Below are 18,080 nucleotides of genomic sequence, written 5' to 3' on the forward strand. Positions count from 1 at the left end.
GGGTGACTTTTTTGGCGAAAAGAAGAAAAAAGAAAAAAGCTATACTTAGCAGTGTACTTAAATATGAAATATATGGGATTATTCTCATTACATTATCTGTAATTGCACTATCAGGCGAAGCTACGGTCGGATGGTCCCTATCCAAAATATTTGGTCTTTTTCTAGGAAGGTTTTACTTCGTATTTCCGTTAATAGGAATTTACTTTGGTCTTATGGTTATGATCAGTAGGAAGTGGCCGTCACGGTGGAATACACGTAAAAGTGGCTTATTGTTACTTGTGCTTGCGCTAACATTGATGAGTAGCATATCTGGATTAGAGAAGAAGCTTGCGCCGATCGAATTTAATTCGACTAGCATTTTTAAACAGGGACAAATGGATTTACATGAAGCGCTTCTTTCACCTTCCGTTGAAAATGAACGTTCTATGATGGATAAAGATATCGGCGGGGGATATGTGGGTACGGTGCAGTATACTGTACTTTTCTGGTTATTTGGAAATATTGGCGCTAAATTGCTAATGATCGTTATGTTTATTATTAGTTTTATGTTAATTACTAACTTGTCATACGTAGATTTGATACGAATTGTTCGTACAAAGGTATGGAAGACTGGGACGAGTATAAAAAAACAGTTAAATGCACGTCGACAATCTGTGAATCAGACCCCATCGAATGCTAAGTCCCCAGCTGTTCATAAGAGTAGGCTATTGCCAGGAGATGAAGAAGAAGAGGATGACTACGAAGACTTTAGTCTCACTAAGACTAAACGTTCGGCACCGTTATTCTTCCAACTGTTTGGTAGTAGAAAGGGAGCGAAGGAAGAGGAGGCTGAGGTTCAGGATCAAGAAGGATCGAGTGTTATTCAAGCTCAATCCTATACCGATGAAGATCATCATCTTGAGGCTGAGGAACATACGCTTCCTTGGAGTGAACCAGCAGATGTACCGAAGGTAGCTACGCCGATCATCCGAAATTTCTTCGAACAGGTGAAGTCTGAAGGGGTTATAGAGGAAGATGACCTGGAGGATGTCTTTACAGGGCAGGAAGTTGAAGATCTAAAGAATGTCATTATGAATAGTCCGGACGTTGGTGCAATAGGTCATACTTCCGATCAAGATCAAGGGGAAATGAACAAATCCAATGCTGATTCTGCTCCAGGTGTTTTACCAAGCGAAGCCGATATCATACCCGAGGAAATGATTGTGCAAGCTCCACCTCCTAAGCCTTACATATTGCCGCCTTTCCGTTTACTTGCGAAGAGTCAAAGTACAGGTAAAGCGGGTGATGAACAGGATTATATGCAAACAGCTCGTAAACTTGAAGCTACACTGGAGAGTTTCGGTGTTCGTGCTAAGGTGTTAGAAGTTGTTCGAGGTCCTGCTGTAACTCGTTATGAAATACAGCCTGATATAGGGGTAAAGGTGAGTAGAATTGTTAGTCTTACAGATGATATTGCTTTGGCGCTTGCAGCGCGGGACATTCGAATGGAAGCACCGATCCCTGGGAAATCAGCTATTGGGATTGAAGTACCTAACAATGAAGTGTCTATTGTAACGATGCGTGAAGTCATGGAGACTTCCATATTTCAGGATGCTGATTCTAAGCTCTCTGTCGCTTTTGGTAGAGATATATCAGGCCAGACTATTATCGGCAACCTTGCCAAGATGCCCCATCTTCTTGTGGCAGGTGCCACAGGATCGGGTAAGTCTGTCTGCATTAATGGGATTATCACGAGTATTCTTTACAAGGCAAAGCCTGACGAAGTGAAATTTCTTATGGTAGATCCTAAGATGGTGGAGTTAAATGTATACAATGGGATACCTCACTTGTTAGCTCCAGTTGTGACGGATCCTAAGCGTGCTTCATTAGCGCTGAAAAAGATTGTAGTTGAGATGGAAAAGCGCTATGAACTGTTCTCTAAATCTGGGACACGTAATATTGAAGGTTATAATAAACTGATGAAAGATAATTTGCCGGCTAAATTGCCTTATATTGTAGTCATAGTGGACGAGTTAGCTGACTTGATGATGGTAGCAGCCAACGACGTCGAGGATGCGATTACTCGGCTTGCACAGATGGCACGTGCAGCAGGGATTCACTTGATCATCGCCACACAAAGACCTTCTGTAGATGTTATTACGGGGGTCATTAAGGCCAACATTCCGTCAAGGATTGCCTTTGGAGTATCTTCTCAAGTGGATTCTAGAACCATTCTAGATATGGGAGGAGCCGAGAAGTTACTGGGTCGAGGCGATATGCTCTTCCTACCCATGGGTTCATCTAAACCGATTCGAGTACAGGGCGCTTTCATAAATGATCAGGAAGTAGAGAATATAGTCGATTATGTTCGTGATCAAGGACAAGCTAAATATGACGAATTCCTCGTGCCTGAAGTGGAGGAATCATCAGCGAATTCTGATGAAATGCTTGATGAACTATTTGATCAAGCGGTTCAGATTATACTTGAAGCCAAGCAAGCGTCAGTATCCTTATTGCAGAGAAGAATGAGGGTGGGGTATACCCGTGCGGCCCGTTTAATTGATTCTATGGAGTCTCGTGGAATTATTGGACCGTATGAAGGGAGTAAGCCCCGCGAGGTTCTTTTATCAATAGAGCAGTATCAGCAGCACAACAAAATAAGTTCATGATGAAGATGAGAGTCTTTCGTGTATGTCAGCGGAAGGCTCTTTATTGTTGAAAGGATCAATGAATAGGAAGTCACGGCTCTTGTCATAATAACGTTAGCGATCCTGTAAAACCCACAAGAGAAAGGTAGAGCTAACTTATGACTAAACAAAGAGGTTGGATAATTTTCAGTGTGTTATTTCTTTTGTCCGTAGTAGTATTCGGAATAACGAATAGTGGGGCTGAGACGAATAGCAATGATGATCACAATATTCACTCCACTCCTTCAGAGCCCGTATTCAGTTCAAACGTAGTTAAATATGGAGCGACAGGTCAGGATGTATACGAACTGCAAGGTAGACTTAAGTATTTAGGGTTCTACACAGGTAAAATAGATAGTCATTTCGGAAGTGGTACTTTGAAATCTGTGAAATGGTTTCAATCAGAGTTTGGGATGAAAATAGATGGTGTAGCGGGGGGCAAGACCAAGCTGAAGCTGTATAATGCAACGAAGGATTGGAAACCAACACAATCTATTCAAGCCGAAAAAACTACAGCTAAGACCCCTGAGGCCACCAAAGATAATGCGTCTAGAACTTCTTCAAATACGATGGGATTGTCTGAGAACACGTTGAAGATACTAGCCAATGCAGTGTATGGAGAAGCACGTGGGGAACCCTTCGAAGGACAGGTGGCGGTTGCTGCTGTCATCTTGAACCGAGTTAAATCTCCAAGCTTTCCAAATACAGTCTCGGGCGTTATATTTCAACCTGGAGCATTCACCGCTGTAGCTGATGGCCAGATCTGGTTAGAGCCGAATGAACAAGCCCGTCAAGCGGTGCAGCAGGCTTTGAATGGCTGGGATCCATCAGATGGATGTTTATATTATTTCAACCCCAAAACAGCAACTTCGAAGTGGATATGGACACGAGCGCAAGTAAAAACGATAGGAGAGCATATTTTCTGTATGTAACTATTAAAACGGCAATCGAAGGTTTGTCTTCGGTTGCTTCTTGACTTTCGTCTGGTATAGAATGGATATTATTAATGATTGTAAATGGTTTGACAAAGCCACAATATAAAGGAGATTCGGACCTTGAATAAAATGGGATTTGAACATGATAATGCAGGACGGGTGCGGATACATGTGCTACCTACAAAACGCTTCAAAACGTATGCAATTTCTTTGTATTTTGGAACTCCACTTTCAGAAGATACAGTGACAACTACAGCCTTAACACCCTTTGTATTGCGTAGAGGGACGGAGTCCTATCCAGAAACAATACAGTTTCGTGAACGATTAGAACAGTTATATGGTGCGGGTTTTGGATTTGATGTGTACAAAAGAGGCGATTATCAAATCGTCCAATTTCGTATGGACACGATTAATGATTCTTTTGTTCAAAGCGATGAAAGTTTGCTGAGCTCGTCCTTTTCCTTTTTGGGAGAAGTGGTGACGAAGCCTGCACTAGAAAATGGTCATTTCAAAGATTCTTACGTACAGGCAGAGCGAGAGAACGTACGGAAGAAGTTAGAATCCATTATCAATGATAAAATTCGATATGCTGCAGAACGATGCTTAGAAGAGATGTGTCGGAATGAACCTTACCGTCTACACCCACTAGGACAACGTAAAGATTTAGATTCTATTAACGCTGAAGCACTTTATAAGGCCTATCGCACATGGCTAGATGAAGCTAATATCGATCTTTATGTTGTAGGGGATACGACACTTGAAGAAGTCAAGCAACTGGTAGAGCAACATTTCCAATTAGGTCCTGTTAAGCAAGTTTCTTATGAGACTAAGGCATCTTCTCGTGAAGAAGGAGAAGTACGCATCGTTGAGGAAAAATTAGATGTTAGTCAAGGTAAACTAAATATGGGGCTTCGCACATCGATCACCTATGGTGACGATAATTATGCTGCCGCACTTATGTATAACGGTATACTGGGTGGATATCCACATTCTAAGCTGTTTCTTAATGTTCGTGAGAAGGAAAGTTTAGCTTATTACGCTTCGTCAAGGTATGACGGTCATAAAGGCATCGGAACGATTCAATCCGGTATTGAGGTTCAGAATTATAAGAAAGCTGTTGAGATCATTCAGAATCAGATTGCAGAAATGAAGGCGGGTCATATCAGCGAACTTGAAATGTCACAGACGAAAGCAATGATCCGCAATTTACTCCGTGAAATAGATGACTCTGCTTTTGAAATGATCGGTTTTGATTTTAATCGCCAATTATCAGGAAAAGAGCGGTCGGGAGAAGAACTCCTTCAGCAGGTTGAGAATATTACGGTGGAGGATGTGCAAGCTGCAGCATCTACCTTTGAGTTGGATACCATTTACTTCTTGAGAGGGCAAAAGGAGGAATAGACCGTGCAAAGTGTAAAATATGATAATTTACAAGAAACATTATATTCTGAAGTGATGGATAATGGTCTGCGCGTATATGTTCTTCCAAAGCCAGGCTTTCATAAAACTTATGCTACGTTCGCAACGAAATATGGATCGGTCGACAATCATTTTCGTTTAGAAGGTGAGGATGAAATAGTTGTTCCTGATGGTATTGCTCATTTTCTAGAGCACAAAATGTTTGAAGAGCCAGAGGGAGATATTTTCGCTACTTATGCATCACAAGGAGCTTCGGCGAATGCATTTACCAGCTTTGACCAAACGGTATATCTGTTCTCAGCGACTGAGAATATTGAAGATAATTTAGAGACCTTGATTAACTTTGTTCAGAATCCTTACTTCACAGATCAGAACGTGGAGAAAGAAAAGGGCATTATTGGTCAGGAAATTGACATGTATCAAGATAATGCCGATTGGCGCGTTTATTTCGGTCTAATTGAAGCCATGTATAAGTCTCATCCTGTGCATATCGATATTGCAGGAACAGTGGAGTCCATTGCTACCATTTCTAAGGAAACGCTATATCGTTGTTATCACGCTTTTTATCATCCCAGCAATATGTTGTTATTTGTAGTAGGTGGAGTAAATCCAGAAGAAGTATTTGAACTTGTACGGAATAACCAAGCGAAGAAGTCGTATACGCCTCAAGGTAGTATTGAACGAATCTTTGATCAAGAACAAGTAGGTGTAGCAGAGAAGCTTCGTGAGAGCAAGCTAACGGTGTCAATGCCTAAGTGTTTATTTGGATTTAAGGAAAAGAAGGTTGATTTCACAGGTGAGGAATTATTGAGACGGGATCTCATAAGCAAAATTATGCTGGATTTGTTATTTGGCTCTAGTACGGCATTGTATCAAAAGCTGTATGACGAAGACCTTATTTCTGACAGTTTTGGTCATGAATATAATAGTTCACCGCAATATGCCTTCTCTGCAGTAGGTGGAGATACTCCAAATCCTGATTTGTTGCTTCAACGAATCCGAGAAGAAGTAGACATCATTATCAAAAGTGGCTTTAAAGAAACAGACTTTGAACGTACACGCAAAAAGAAAATAGGTGGTTATTTGCGCATGCTAAATTCTGCTGAGAATATTGCGCATGAGTTTACGAAGTATCAATTCCGGGGGAGTGACTTCTTTGATGTCATCCATGTGTATGAATCGATTACATTAGAGGATGTTAATCAACGTTTATGTGAACATATCGATTGGGAGCAGATGGCTGTGTCGCTAGTGGTGAATCCTTGAATAAACAAGGTACAGGCGGAAATAAGCCGATCGGTGAGATGACCGTGCTAGTGACAGGCGCCAGTAGAGGCATTGGAGCGGCTATTGCTGAGCGTTTTGCAATGGTCGGTATGAATGTAGTCATACACTATATGAATTCCCATGAAGCGGCTAATGATGTCGCTAGACGATGTATGTCTCATGGGGCAAAGGTAATGACAGTGACTGCGGATTTGAAGGATAAGGATCAAATCTGTAGAGTACGAGAGAAATTGGAAAGTCATGGATTAATGCCGGATATTTTGGTTAATAATGCGGGTATTTCACATTATGGTCTTCTCGCTGACGTTACGGAAGAGATTTGGGATGATGTGATGTCAATCAATCTAAAAAGCATGTTCTTATGTACCCAACAATTTATGCCGTATATGGTTTCTCAGCGATATGGACGGATTATTAATATTTCTTCCGTATGGGGTATTTCGGGTGCTTCTTGTGAAGTGCTGTATTCAGCCAGTAAAGGTGGCGTGAATGCTTTCACTAAAGCGTTGGCTAAGGAACTTGCACCATCAGGAATTACGGTTAACGGAGTAGCTCCTGGTGCAGTGGATACCTCAATGATGGATCATCTAGAGCAGGAAGAAATACGCATGTTAGAGGAAGAAATTCCTGCGGGAAGACTGGCTAGGCCCGATGAAATTTCGTCACTTGTTTATTTCTTGGCACTCCCTGAATCGAGTTATATCAATGGGCAAATTATTAGTCCTAATGGGGGATGGATTACCTAGGTGAAACTTCTCCATTTTTTTTCGAATAAGGAAGAGTGAATTAGGTCATATTACAACTGTTGATTTTAAATCTCATGCGTCAAGCAAAGGAGGATTTAATGATGTCAACAGTACTCAGAAATTTTGACACATGGAAAAAGTTCTTGGGTGAACGTGTGGTGCAAGCTGAGAAGATGGGTATGAATGAAGATACCATATCTAAATTGGCCTACGAAATCGGCGATTTCCTTGATGAAAAAGTCGATCCACAAAACCCCTCCAACCGTGCCTTGAAAGAACTATGGTCAGTTGGTGACAAAGAAGAACGGCGTACAATCGCCCGTCTAATGGTGAAGTTGGCCAAAAAAAACGTATAGCAACCATGAGAAAAGCTCCCATTTGGGAGCTTTTCTACAATGATTACAGAGTTGACCTTGTTTTTCATATTTTTTTTATATATCATTAACTTGACCCGTTATTCAAACCGATCAAGATTTGAGCCTCTCCCGAAGGGTTAGAGGTCTATTTTGTCGAATATGTGTTAGATGAGGTGTTTAATTGGAAATCAAACAATGGTATATGGAATATAAGATACATAAAAACCGTCCGGGGTTACTGGGAGATATTGCTTCTTTACTCGGGATGCTGGAAGTTAATATACTGACAATTAATGGCGTGGAAGGTGAAACTCGAGGGATGCTCCTTGAAACGGATGACGAGGATAAAATTCTCCTGATGGGTGAGATGCTCAAAAAGGTGGATAGTATAACTGTTTCTGCATTGAGACCGCCTAAACTTGTTGATATTTTAGCTGTCAGACACGGACGTTACATTGACAGGGATTCAGATGATCACAAGACTTTTCGTTTCACTCGTGATGAACTTGGTTTATTAGTGGACTTTTTGGGTGAAGTCTTTAAGAAAGAGGGAAATCAGGTTATTGGACTTAGAGGAATGCCGCGCGTTGGTAAAACAGAGTCCATTATTGCTGGAAGTGTATGTGCCATGAAACGCTGGACTTTTGTGTCTTCGACATTGCTACGTCAGACTATTCGAAGCCAGCTATCTGAGGATGAAATGAATCCAAACAATGTCTTTATTATTGATGGAATTGTGAGTACAATTCGGTCAAGTGAGAAGCATTACAATTTGTTGCAAGATATTATGGATATGCCGTGTACGAAGGTGATTGAGCATCCCGATATTTTTGTTAAGGAATCGGAATATACGTTTGATGATTTCACGTTCATTATTGAACTTCGGAATAATCCTAGTGAGGAAATTATTTATGATACATTCACCAGCACTTATACCGACGATTTATAAATTAGACAGGAGGTGATGGTATGTCAGAACTGGGTCAGCAGTTAAGAGAAGCCAGATTAGAAAAAGGAATGAGCTTGGACGATGTCCAAGAAATGACAAAAATTCGTAAGCGATATTTAGAAGCCATCGAGGCAGGTGATTATAAAGTTCTTCCGGGAACTTTTTATGTCAGAGCTTTTATTAAGACTTACGCAGAGACAGTAGGGTTAAATCCAGATGAGCTATTAGAAGGGCATAAGCAGGATGTGTCATCCTTGCAGCCTGAATCCACAATGGAACCAGTGATCCAGAAGCGTTCGAGCAATAAGGTCCCTTCGGAACGTAATGTTAAATGGTTATCTACCGTATTGATGTGGACTTTTCCGATACTGATTGTTGTTGTCATTTATGTTTATTTATCAACACGAGATGATACCCCTAATTCCAATAAGGTTGTGGATTCGGGACAAAAGATTACAGATTCGCAGAATGATCCTTCCACCCAGCCTAAGGATACTGAAGTCACACCACCTATAGGCAATGGAGGAGAGGCTGGGACGACACCGGAGGGTAATGATACGGTAGTGACTCCTGGAGAGGAAGAACCCGTTGTAGAACCGGAGCCAGAGCAGGAACCTCAGAGTGTAACAGTTACCGAAGATGGTAAAAGCGGAAAAAATACAATTTTTAAAGTAGCTGCTCCAGAGGGAAGCAAGGTTCAAGTGGAAATTAAAGCAACGGGTCAAAGTTGGCTGGAAGTGTACCGAGGAGAAAATTCGCAGGGTGAGAAGCTGTTCTTTGACAATACTAAAGATGGGGATACCCTGTCTTATGATCTAGATAGTCAAGGTCTGTATATCAAGTCGGGTTACTCCAAAGCGACTGATATAACGGTTGGAGGACAGACGGTTACCGATGGTAAGGCTACATCACGGATTTTGTTGAAAATGGGTCAACCCGAAGCAAGTACTCCAGTAACTGGCGAATAAGGAACCTCACGGAGGGAAAGAATAAGATCAGCTACATAAGGCTGGAGTCTTTTCTACTTTCGATGAAGTGAGGTATGACCATGACAGTCAGCTGGATTGTAATTACCTTGGGGATCATTGTAAGCCTCCTTGGTTATTATCTAACCCCCCATGCTTGGGGCTATGGAATTCTAGGGTATGGACTTGCGCACATTGTCTTAGGGATACTTGATATGTTTAGAGATCCGTCCCGTAGTAAATAAATCACTTACTTTAGAAAAGGTATTCCTACACATGAGGCAGGTTCTCACGGGAGTACCTTTTTTGCTGATTAGACTTCAATGTAAGAATCATATATTATGACTACGTAGATGTTTAGAAAGAAAGGGCGTGGAACAATGAGTTCTGAAAATTCATTCGATATTGTATCCAAATTTGATTTACAGGAAATGATTAATGCTATAACACAAGCGGAAAAAGAAATTGAAACAAGATTTGATTTCAAAGGCAGTAAAAGTAGTCTGAAGCTAGACAAAGATACACTCGTCATTATTTCAGACGATGAGTATAAACTAAATGCTGTCATTGACATTCTTCAGACCAAAATGATTAAACGTGGTTTATCACTGAGAAATGTAGATTATAGTAAAATAGAGCCTGCCTCTCTGGGGACCGTTCGGCAAAGACTGACACTGAAGCAAGGAATAGATCATGAAAATGCTAAGAAAATCAATATTTTGATTCGTGATTCTAAACTGAAAGTCAAGAGCCAGATCCAAGGGGACCAAATTCGTATAACGGGTAAAAGTAAAGACGACCTACAGGGCATCATTCAATTATTGCGTAAAGCGGATCTTTCATTAGACCTGCAATTTACTAACGTGAAGTAATTTTAGTTTCTCATGAAGACATGACTCAAGCGTAGATTGACAGTAGTCTAGTTGTCTTTTTGACAGGTTACAAACGCGTATATTATAATTGTGAGTATTACTTAGGGATAATGGGTTTTTAATCATTGGGGGATGCATGAATAAATGACAGAGAGAGTCATAATTACACACGTAGATGCTCTGAAATACTTGGTGGATTCGAGGAGGTCATTCTGTGAATTTGCCTAACCGTATCACAATAGCAAGAATTTGTTTGATTCCCATTATGATGGTGTTTCTGTTAGTTGATTTTGGTTTCTATCCCTCACCTTTGAGATGGTATTCATATGAATTACCTTACAATCAACTCATAGCAGCGATTATTTTCATCATTGCCGCGAGTACGGATGGGATTGATGGCTTTCTTGCACGTAAGCATAATATGGTTACAAATTTAGGTAAGTTACTTGACCCACTGGCAGATAAATTACTTGTGGCAGCAATTCTGATCTCTTTAGTGGAGATGGGAAAGTGCGATAGTTGGATTGCAGTCATCATTATTAGCCGTGAATTTGCAGTTACAGGGCTTCGTCAAGTAGCTCTCTTAGAGGGCAAGGTAGTTGCTGCTAGTTACTGGGGTAAAGTAAAGACAGTTGTACAAATTGTAGCCATCGTTTTGATGCTTATTAATAACTTTCCATTTGAATTCATCAATGTACCCTTTGATGTCATTGTGACATGGGCAGCTGCCTTGATCACTCTTTATTCGGGAGTTGATTATTTTATTAAGAATAAATCGCTGCTTAACCTCTCGAATAGTTAAAGTGCGAGTTCAAAAAGTCGACTTTTCAGCACTAAAGTGTATGCTTACGATGTTGCGTTTCTTTGAAACGCCTCAGAAGATTGGATGAAGCAAGGGAGTGAGGAGCGGAGCTGCACGTTTTTGTAAAAACGACTTCGGAAGCATTCGCTTGCAGTACCTACAGTACCTAAAATGTTTCCGAAGGAAACATACTTCGAAAGCATACGCTAAGACCGGCTGAATTCAATCTTCGACGTCGATTAGGCCTCTTGATATGCTTCGTGATCAAAAGATGACTTTTTGAACAACCTCTTAAACACAGTTTGAAAAGACAATAGGATGAACTCCTATTGTCTTTTCTTTCAAGCAAAGTCACATAAATAATACGCTCATGGAGGTCGCCATATTATGAAGGCAGAGATTATTGCAGTAGGTACGGAGCTTTTACTAGGCCAGATTGTGAATAGCAACGCGCAATTTCTATCACAAGAATTAGCTACGATGGGGATCGATGTGTATTTTCAGACGGTAGTCGGTGATAATATGTCAAGACTTCAGGAGTCGCTTGAATTGGCGCGCCAGCGTGCAGATATTATTATACTGACAGGTGGCATTGGGCCTACACAAGATGATTTGACGAAAGATGCATTGGCTGCTTTATTGAGTCGTACATTACATATAGACCGACTTGCAATGGAACATGTGGACAACTTCTTCGTACAACGGGGGATTCACATGACTGAGAATAATCGTAGGCAAGCACTGGTTATTGAAGGGAGCACTCCTCTAGCGAATTCAACAGGACTAGCTGTAGGTAATGCCATTTCACATGAAGGGAAATATTACATCGTTCTTCCTGGCCCCCCTAAAGAGATGAAGCCTATGTTTCAAGATGAAGCTAAACGGTGGCTCTTGCAGCACGCTTTAACTAATGAAATGCCTATATACTCAACGATGCTGAAATTTGCTGGGATCGGTGAATCAGCATTAGAGGAGCGCCTTTTAGATCTAATTAACAACCAGAATGATCCTACGATCGCTCCCTACGCTAAAGAGGGGGAGGTAACAGTTAGAATTTCTACTAAAGCACCAAGTAAAAAAGAAGCGATGATTAAATTGGATGCTTTAGAAGCACAAATTCAAGCATTACTTCCAGACCACTTATATGCGAGTGAAGATGTACCCATCGAGAAAGCGATTGTAGACCTTCTGACTGACCGTGGGCTAACGTTCAGTGCTGCAGAGAGTTGTACAGGCGGACTACTTATGGAGCGCATTACATCCGTCCCAGGGAGCGCTACTGTGTTTCTGGGTGGTATTGTCTGCTACTCTAATCAGTTGAAGGAGAAGTTGCTGAATGTTCCTCATGATCTACTTGAAGGTGAAGACGCCCCAGGGGCGGTTAGCGCTGAAGTAGCGGAAGTGTTGGCTGAACAGGTTCGGATGATCGGAGATACAGATTTTGGACTTTCAATTACGGGAGTTGCGGGTCCAGCGTATTCGGAACGAAAACCAGTAGGCCTCGTATATGTTGCGATTGCTCAACGAGGTAAAAAAACGGAGGTTCATGAGCTTAATCTAAATGGTAATCGAGACTCTATTCGTCATCGCACGGTCAAGAGTTTGCTCTATCGTCTATGGAGAACGATCGTGTTAAGTGAGCAGTTGTCGTAGATATAGACATAAGTTGAAGGATTCATGTGAATAGGCGTATAATGATTTGTAACGGAAGAACCGTAGCCATTGTTGCTGCGGTTCTTTTTCTATATCGCGAACTTGTGGCAATACGAGGAGGGGTATGGTTCTACAAAAAAAACGAATGTATGTTCGAGAAAATGCTTGGCAAACGATCCGAAACAAGGTATTATTATAAATATAAACGTTGAAGAAGGATGTGAGTATATTGTCAGATCGTCGTGCAGCGCTAGAAGTAGCGCTTCGTCAAATAGAAAAACAATTCGGTAAGGGTTCAATTATGAAGTTAGGTGAATCTACTCATATGCAAGTGGAAGTTACTTCCAGTGGATCGTTAGCTTTGGATATTGCATTAGGGGTTGGAGGATTTCCAAGAGGACGGATTATTGAAGTGTACGGACCTGAATCTTCCGGTAAAACAACTGTAGCTCTTCATGCTATCGCTGAGGCTCAGAAAGCTGGAGGACAAGCTGCTTTTATCGATGCGGAACATGCGTTAGATCCTAAATATGCTAGCAACCTAGGAGTTAATATCGATGAATTGCTTCTATCCCAACCGGATACGGGTGAGCAAGCATTGGAAATTGCAGAGGCTCTTGTACGCAGTGGTGCTGTGGATATTATTGTTATTGACTCTGTAGCAGCCTTGGTACCGAAAGCGGAGATTGAAGGCGAGATGGGGGATTCCCATATGGGTTTACAAGCTCGTTTGATGTCTCAGGCTCTACGGAAATTGTCTGGGGCTCTTAGTAAGTCTAAGACTACGGCGATCTTTATTAACCAGCTTCGTGAGAAAATTGGGGTTATGTTCGGTAATCCTGAAACGACTCCAGGTGGTAAGGCATTGAAGTTCTACTCCACAATTCGTTTAGATGTACGTCGAGTGGAAAGTATTAAGAATGGTAATGACATCATAGGGAATCGCACTAAGATCAAAGTCGTGAAGAATAAAGTAGCTCCGCCGTTTAAACAAGCGGATATTGACATGATGTATGGGTTAGGGATTTCTAAAGAAGGAAGTATTGTAGATATCGGTACAGATTTAGATATCATTAACAAGAGTGGCGCTTGGTATTCCTATGAAGGTGAGCGTTTAGGTCAAGGTCGTGAGAATGCGAAGCAGTTCTTCAGGGATCATCCAGAGATATCTGATGTCGTAGAGAACAAGATTCGGGCAGCTAGCAACCTTATGAGTGCTGTTGTAATTCCTACAACGAAGGAACTAGAGGAAGAAGAGCTAGAAGAACAGGAACTATTGGAGATAGAATAAATTCTAGAATATATCAGTCTGATCTGATTAATTTATGAAAGGCGCCCTGGAGTTTATCCTATAGGGCGCCTTTTATTTGAAGTATTGGAAAGCATACATTTTATAATAATGAATCGGTAAATGGATACGTTTTATGGGAAACTTAAATTTGTTTACTCTAGTAGTGTTCTATTTTTAATGATGAAGAGAGGGATTGCAAGCGTGAGTGATGTGTACGATGATATGGAGCAAGATGAAGAAGTGGGAGGGGTCTCTCTTTTCCCAGATCATATAGAATTAATAATTACAGGGGTTGAACGTGAGCCTAAGCAGAGATATCGGTATTTAATTTCTTTTGGAGAACATGTATTATCTATCCATGAAGATGTGATGATCAAATATCGTATGATCAAGGGGAATGTATTCTGGAAGCATGAGTTAGAAGAAATTGTCCTCGCTAATGAGAAGCAACAAGCTTATGTACAAGGACTGAAATATTTAGAGCGTAAAGCAAGAACCCGCAAAGAAATAAGTATTCGTTTGCAACAGAAGGGGGCAAAGCACAACGTAATAGAGGAGGTTCTAGTACGCCTAACACAGGAGGGGCTACTAAATGATGCTATGTATGCTGAGCAATGGACTGAGCAGCGTATCATGAGCCAGCGTAAGGGGAAAGCATGGGTTCGACAAGAATTGAGACAAAAGGGGATAGACAAATCTTTGATCTCTGAAGCGCTCGATAGTGTAAGCGCTGAACAAGAATATAATAGTGCTCTGACCATAGGAAGAAAGAAGTGGAATCAGACCAAAGGTGAGGGACTAGAAAAGAAACGGAAAACGGGTTCTTACCTTATGCGTCGTGGGTTTTCAGGTGATCAGGTTAGACGTGTCCTTCAGCAAATGGTTCAAGAAGATGATTTACAGGATAGCGATGAAGATGATGTAATGTTTGATTAACAGAAGAAGTTTGGAAGTGATAGAACGCATTCTCTTGACAATATCTTTTCACAAATACTAAAATGAAAATAAGTCGAACTCATTAAGGGGCCTTTTTCCTTCCAAAAAAGGTTGTCTTTTATGAAAGATTTTATTTTCCTAATTTATATGAATACATTTAAAGCCAGTGTATGGTGGATTTTGTACAGTTGTGAAAGTGTACAAATGAAGAACGTGTGTCCGTTTAGTGGTATGATGAGTATGTGTAGAAGAAAAGAAGGACAACTACAGAATTCCCAAGGAATGCCTTGGAGGAACCAACGAGGAGGTGGACGGGTTGATAGAAACCTGGATCTGGATATTGATCGTTCTCGTTGTAGCTGCAATCTTTGGGTTCGTTGGTTATTTTATTCGCAAATCTATTGCAGAAGCTAAAATCTCCAGTGCCGAAGAAGCTGCCGTACAAATCGTGGAGAGCGCGAAGAAGGAAGCAGAAGCATTGAAGAAAGAAACAGTTCTGGAAGCTAAGGACGAAGTCCATAGAATCCGCACTGAAGCTGAAAAGGAGACTCGTGAACGCCGGAATGAAACGCAACGGCAGGAACGTAGACTATTGCAAAAAGAAGAATCGCTGGATAAGAAAATTGAATCATTAGAACGTAAAGAAGAACAAGTGGCGAACAAAGAGAAACGAATTGAAGAGACACAGCAACAAATTGATACCATTTATAAAACTCAAGTGACTGAATTAGAGAGAATATCCAACTTGACAACAGAAGATGCGAAGAGCATTATTTTGACCAATGTGGAACAAGAAGTTCGTCATGAGACAGCACAAATGATTAAAGACATTGAGCAACAAGCGAAAGAAGAAGCGGATAGAAAAGCACGTGAAATTATTACGCTTGCTATTCAACGCTGTGCCGCCGATCATGTTGCAGAAACAACTGTTTCTGTCGTAACACTGCCGAATGAGGAAATGAAAGGACGGATTATTGGACGCGAAGGTCGTAATATCCGTGCGCTTGAAACCCTTACCGGAATTGACCTCATTATTGATGATACGCCGGAAGCTGTAATTCTATCGGGATTTGATCCAATTCGTCGTGAAATTGCTCGTACTGCACTAGAGAAACTGGTAGCAGATGGACGAATTCACCCTGCACGTATTGAGGAAATGGTAGAAAAGTCTCGTAAAGAAGTTGATGAACGAATCCGTGAGTACGGTGAGCAAGCTACTTTCGAGGTTGGTGTTCATGGTCTGCATCCTGATTTGATCAAAATCATGGGACGATTGAAATTCCGTACAAGCTATGGTCAGAACGTCCTCAAGCATTCAATGGAAGTTGCTTACTTGGCAGGATTGATGGCTGGAGAGCTCGGAGAAGACATTGTATTGGCGAAACGTGCCGGATTATTGCATGATATCGGGAAAGCGCTAGATCATGAAGTGGAAGGGTCACACGTTGAAATTGGCGTGGAACTGGCGAAGAAATACAAGGAGCATCCAGTAGTTCTCAACAGTATCGCCTCCCATCATGGAGACGTCGAAGCTACTTCTGTCATCGCTATGCTTGTTGGTGCAGCAGATGCATTATCAGCAGCAAGACCAGGGGCACGCAGAGAAACACTGGAGACTTACATCAAGCGTCTTGAAAAGCTGGAAGAAATTGCAGAATCATTCGAAGGTGTAGAGAAATCCTTTGCCATTCAAGCTGGACGCGAAGTCCGCGTAATGGTACAACCTGAGAAGATTGATGACGCAGAGTCCTTCCGCTTGGCACGTGACATTACGAAGATGATCGAGAATGAACTTGATTATCCGGGACACATTAAAGTTACTGTCATTCGAGAAACGCGAGCTGTTGAATACGCGAAATAGGTAAATATGAAAAGTGGCCACATTGGGGCCACTTTTCATATTGTTTATACAAGGAGGAGATTTATTATTAACGTTTTATTTATTGGTGATATCGTAGGTGAAGTAGGTAGAAAAGCACTCAAGTCCCTACTTCCTGTATTAAAATCCAAGTACAATCCACATATTATTATTGCTAATGGAGAAAACTCTGCTGCAGGTAGAGGAATAACAGAATCTATCGCAAATGATTTCTATAACTGGGGAGTCCATGGGATTACTATGGGTAATCATACGTGGGATAATAAGGATATATTCGAGTTTATTGATGATGAGCCGAGAATGGTACGCCCTGCTAATTTTCCACCGGGAACGCCAGGACTTGGACATACCGTCATTAAAGCCAACGGTAAAGAATTGGCAATTGTTAACCTGCAAGGTCGAACCTTTTTACCAGCTATAGATTGTCCATTCCGTAAAAGTGATGAAATTGTCGAGGAACTGCGTAAAAAGCATAAATGTATCTTAGTTGATTTCCATGCAGAAGCTACCTCAGAGAAAATTGCTATGGGTTGGCATTTAGACGGACGTGTATCCCTAGTAGTAGGTACCCATACACACGTGCAAAGTAATGATGATACGATTCTTCCACAAGGTACTGCATATTTAACGGATGCAGGTATGGTAGGACCTAAGGAAGGTATACTGGGGATGGAGCGCGAGGCTGTTTTACGTAAATTTGAGACACAACTCCCTGTACGATTTGTTGTAGATACCGGTAAATGGCATTTCCATGGGGTGTTCGTTCAAATTGACGAGTCAACAGGTAAAGCTACAAAGATAGAGAAGATTCGTTTACGCGAAGATGAATGGATTATGGAATAGGATTACAAAAAGAAGGTATTTTTTTCTCTCCTCTGAATAACATCTAAGTATGTATGTGGAAGCGAGCCATTCATACCCAGGGGAGGATATTACTATGGATGTATTAAAAGTTTCAGCTAAATCCAATCCCAATTCGGTTGCAGGGGCACTTGCTGGAGTTCTGCGTGAACGAGGCGTGGCTGAATTGCAAGCGATTGGAGCTGGTGCACTGAATCAAGCTGTAAAAGCAGTAGCCATTGCCCGGGGATTCGTAGCACCTAGCGGAGTCGACTTGATCTGCATTCCAGCCTTTACTGATATTGTGATTGATGGTGAAGACCGCACGGCGATTAAATTAATCGTTGAACCTAGATGAGAAGGGTTGTCACGTTGAATTAGACCTGTTTACTTAAGCTGAAGGAAGAATTCGTTTTGAAGGCGGAATTCATTCATTCTTTCAGAAGTAGACAGGTTTTTTGCATGAAATTTAAGTGCTGGACGG

17 protein-coding genes are annotated in these 18,080 nt (G+C 41.4%); all 17 read left to right on the top strand.

Going from position 1 to position 18,080, the window contains the following annotated elements:
• The first annotated feature begins 11 nt into the window (after positions 1–11).
• The 17 genes from J2T13_RS16195 to J2T13_RS16275 all read left to right on the top strand — a co-directional run bounded on the left by J2T13_RS16195 (position 12) and on the right by J2T13_RS16275 (position 17,954).
• Positions 12–2,648 carry a DNA translocase FtsK 4TM domain-containing protein gene (locus J2T13_RS16195; protein WP_429373056.1) on the top strand — a complete coding sequence of 879 codons (2,637 nt, stop codon included), beginning with the start codon at positions 12–14 and terminating at the stop codon, positions 2,646–2,648.
• Between the two features lie 137 nt (positions 2,649–2,785).
• Positions 2,786–3,598: a spore cortex-lytic enzyme gene (gene sleB / locus J2T13_RS16200; protein ID WP_429373058.1), complete on the top strand. Its 813-nt coding sequence runs from the start codon at positions 2,786–2,788 to the stop codon at positions 3,596–3,598.
• Positions 3,599–3,721: 123 nt separating this feature from the next.
• On the top strand, positions 3,722–5,002 hold the full coding sequence (gene yfmF / locus J2T13_RS16205) for an EF-P 5-aminopentanol modification-associated protein YfmF (protein ID WP_429373060.1): 1,281 nt from the start codon (positions 3,722–3,724) through the stop codon (positions 5,000–5,002).
• A gap of 54 nt (positions 5,003–5,056) precedes the next feature.
• Complete coding sequence (gene yfmH, locus J2T13_RS16210) at positions 5,057–6,286, top strand: EF-P 5-aminopentanol modification-associated protein YfmH (RefSeq protein WP_429373111.1); 1,230 nt, start codon at positions 5,057–5,059, stop codon at positions 6,284–6,286.
• 38 nt (positions 6,287–6,324) lie between these two features.
• Complete coding sequence (gene ymfI / locus J2T13_RS16215) at positions 6,325–7,053, top strand: elongation factor P 5-aminopentanone reductase (RefSeq protein WP_429373113.1); 729 nt, start codon at positions 6,325–6,327, stop codon at positions 7,051–7,053.
• Between the two features lie 101 nt (positions 7,054–7,154).
• Entirely contained in the window at positions 7,155–7,409 is a 255-nt protein-coding gene (locus J2T13_RS16220; protein WP_429373062.1) for a DUF3243 domain-containing protein, read from the top strand.
• A gap of 181 nt (positions 7,410–7,590) precedes the next feature.
• Entirely contained in the window at positions 7,591–8,358 is a 768-nt protein-coding gene (locus J2T13_RS16225) for a DUF3388 domain-containing protein (RefSeq protein ID WP_429373064.1), read from the top strand.
• Positions 8,359–8,378: 20 nt separating this feature from the next.
• The gene (locus J2T13_RS16230) at positions 8,379–9,326 is read left to right on the top strand and encodes a RodZ domain-containing protein (protein WP_429373066.1); all 948 of its coding nucleotides are present in this window, start codon (positions 8,379–8,381) and stop codon (positions 9,324–9,326) included.
• An 80-nt stretch (positions 9,327–9,406) separates the two neighbouring features.
• Entirely contained in the window at positions 9,407–9,568 is a 162-nt protein-coding gene (locus tag J2T13_RS16235; RefSeq protein ID WP_429373068.1) for a hypothetical protein, read from the top strand.
• Positions 9,569–9,703: 135 nt separating this feature from the next.
• Positions 9,704–10,195 carry a YajQ family cyclic di-GMP-binding protein gene (locus tag J2T13_RS16240; RefSeq protein WP_429373070.1) on the top strand — a complete coding sequence of 164 codons (492 nt, stop codon included), beginning with the start codon at positions 9,704–9,706 and terminating at the stop codon, positions 10,193–10,195.
• A gap of 214 nt (positions 10,196–10,409) precedes the next feature.
• Positions 10,410–10,997, top strand: a complete 588-nt coding sequence (gene pgsA / locus J2T13_RS16245; RefSeq protein ID WP_429373072.1) for a CDP-diacylglycerol--glycerol-3-phosphate 3-phosphatidyltransferase — start codon at positions 10,410–10,412, stop codon at positions 10,995–10,997.
• A 387-nt stretch (positions 10,998–11,384) separates the two neighbouring features.
• On the top strand, positions 11,385–12,650 hold the full coding sequence (locus tag J2T13_RS16250; RefSeq protein ID WP_429373073.1) for a competence/damage-inducible protein A: 1,266 nt from the start codon (positions 11,385–11,387) through the stop codon (positions 12,648–12,650).
• A 229-nt stretch (positions 12,651–12,879) separates the two neighbouring features.
• The gene (gene recA / locus J2T13_RS16255; protein ID WP_429373115.1) at positions 12,880–13,941 is read left to right on the top strand and encodes a recombinase RecA; all 1,062 of its coding nucleotides are present in this window, start codon (positions 12,880–12,882) and stop codon (positions 13,939–13,941) included.
• 177 nt (positions 13,942–14,118) lie between these two features.
• Complete coding sequence (locus J2T13_RS16260; RefSeq protein ID WP_429373075.1) at positions 14,119–14,877, top strand: regulatory protein RecX; 759 nt, start codon at positions 14,119–14,121, stop codon at positions 14,875–14,877.
• Between the two features lie 319 nt (positions 14,878–15,196).
• Positions 15,197–16,738, top strand: a complete 1,542-nt coding sequence (rny, locus tag J2T13_RS16265; protein WP_429373117.1) for a ribonuclease Y — start codon at positions 15,197–15,199, stop codon at positions 16,736–16,738.
• A 66-nt stretch (positions 16,739–16,804) separates the two neighbouring features.
• On the top strand, positions 16,805–17,599 hold the full coding sequence (locus tag J2T13_RS16270; protein WP_429373119.1) for a TIGR00282 family metallophosphoesterase: 795 nt from the start codon (positions 16,805–16,807) through the stop codon (positions 17,597–17,599).
• 94 nt (positions 17,600–17,693) lie between these two features.
• Positions 17,694–17,954 (top strand): stage V sporulation protein S, encoded by a 261-nt coding sequence (locus tag J2T13_RS16275; protein ID WP_068534754.1) that lies wholly within the window; start codon positions 17,694–17,696, stop codon positions 17,952–17,954.
• Positions 17,955–18,080: the final 126 nt, after the last annotated feature.

The sequence above is a fragment of the Paenibacillus sp. DS2015 genome (assembly GCF_050433705.1).
GTDB lineage: Bacteria > Bacillota > Bacilli > Paenibacillales > Paenibacillaceae > Paenibacillus_AQ.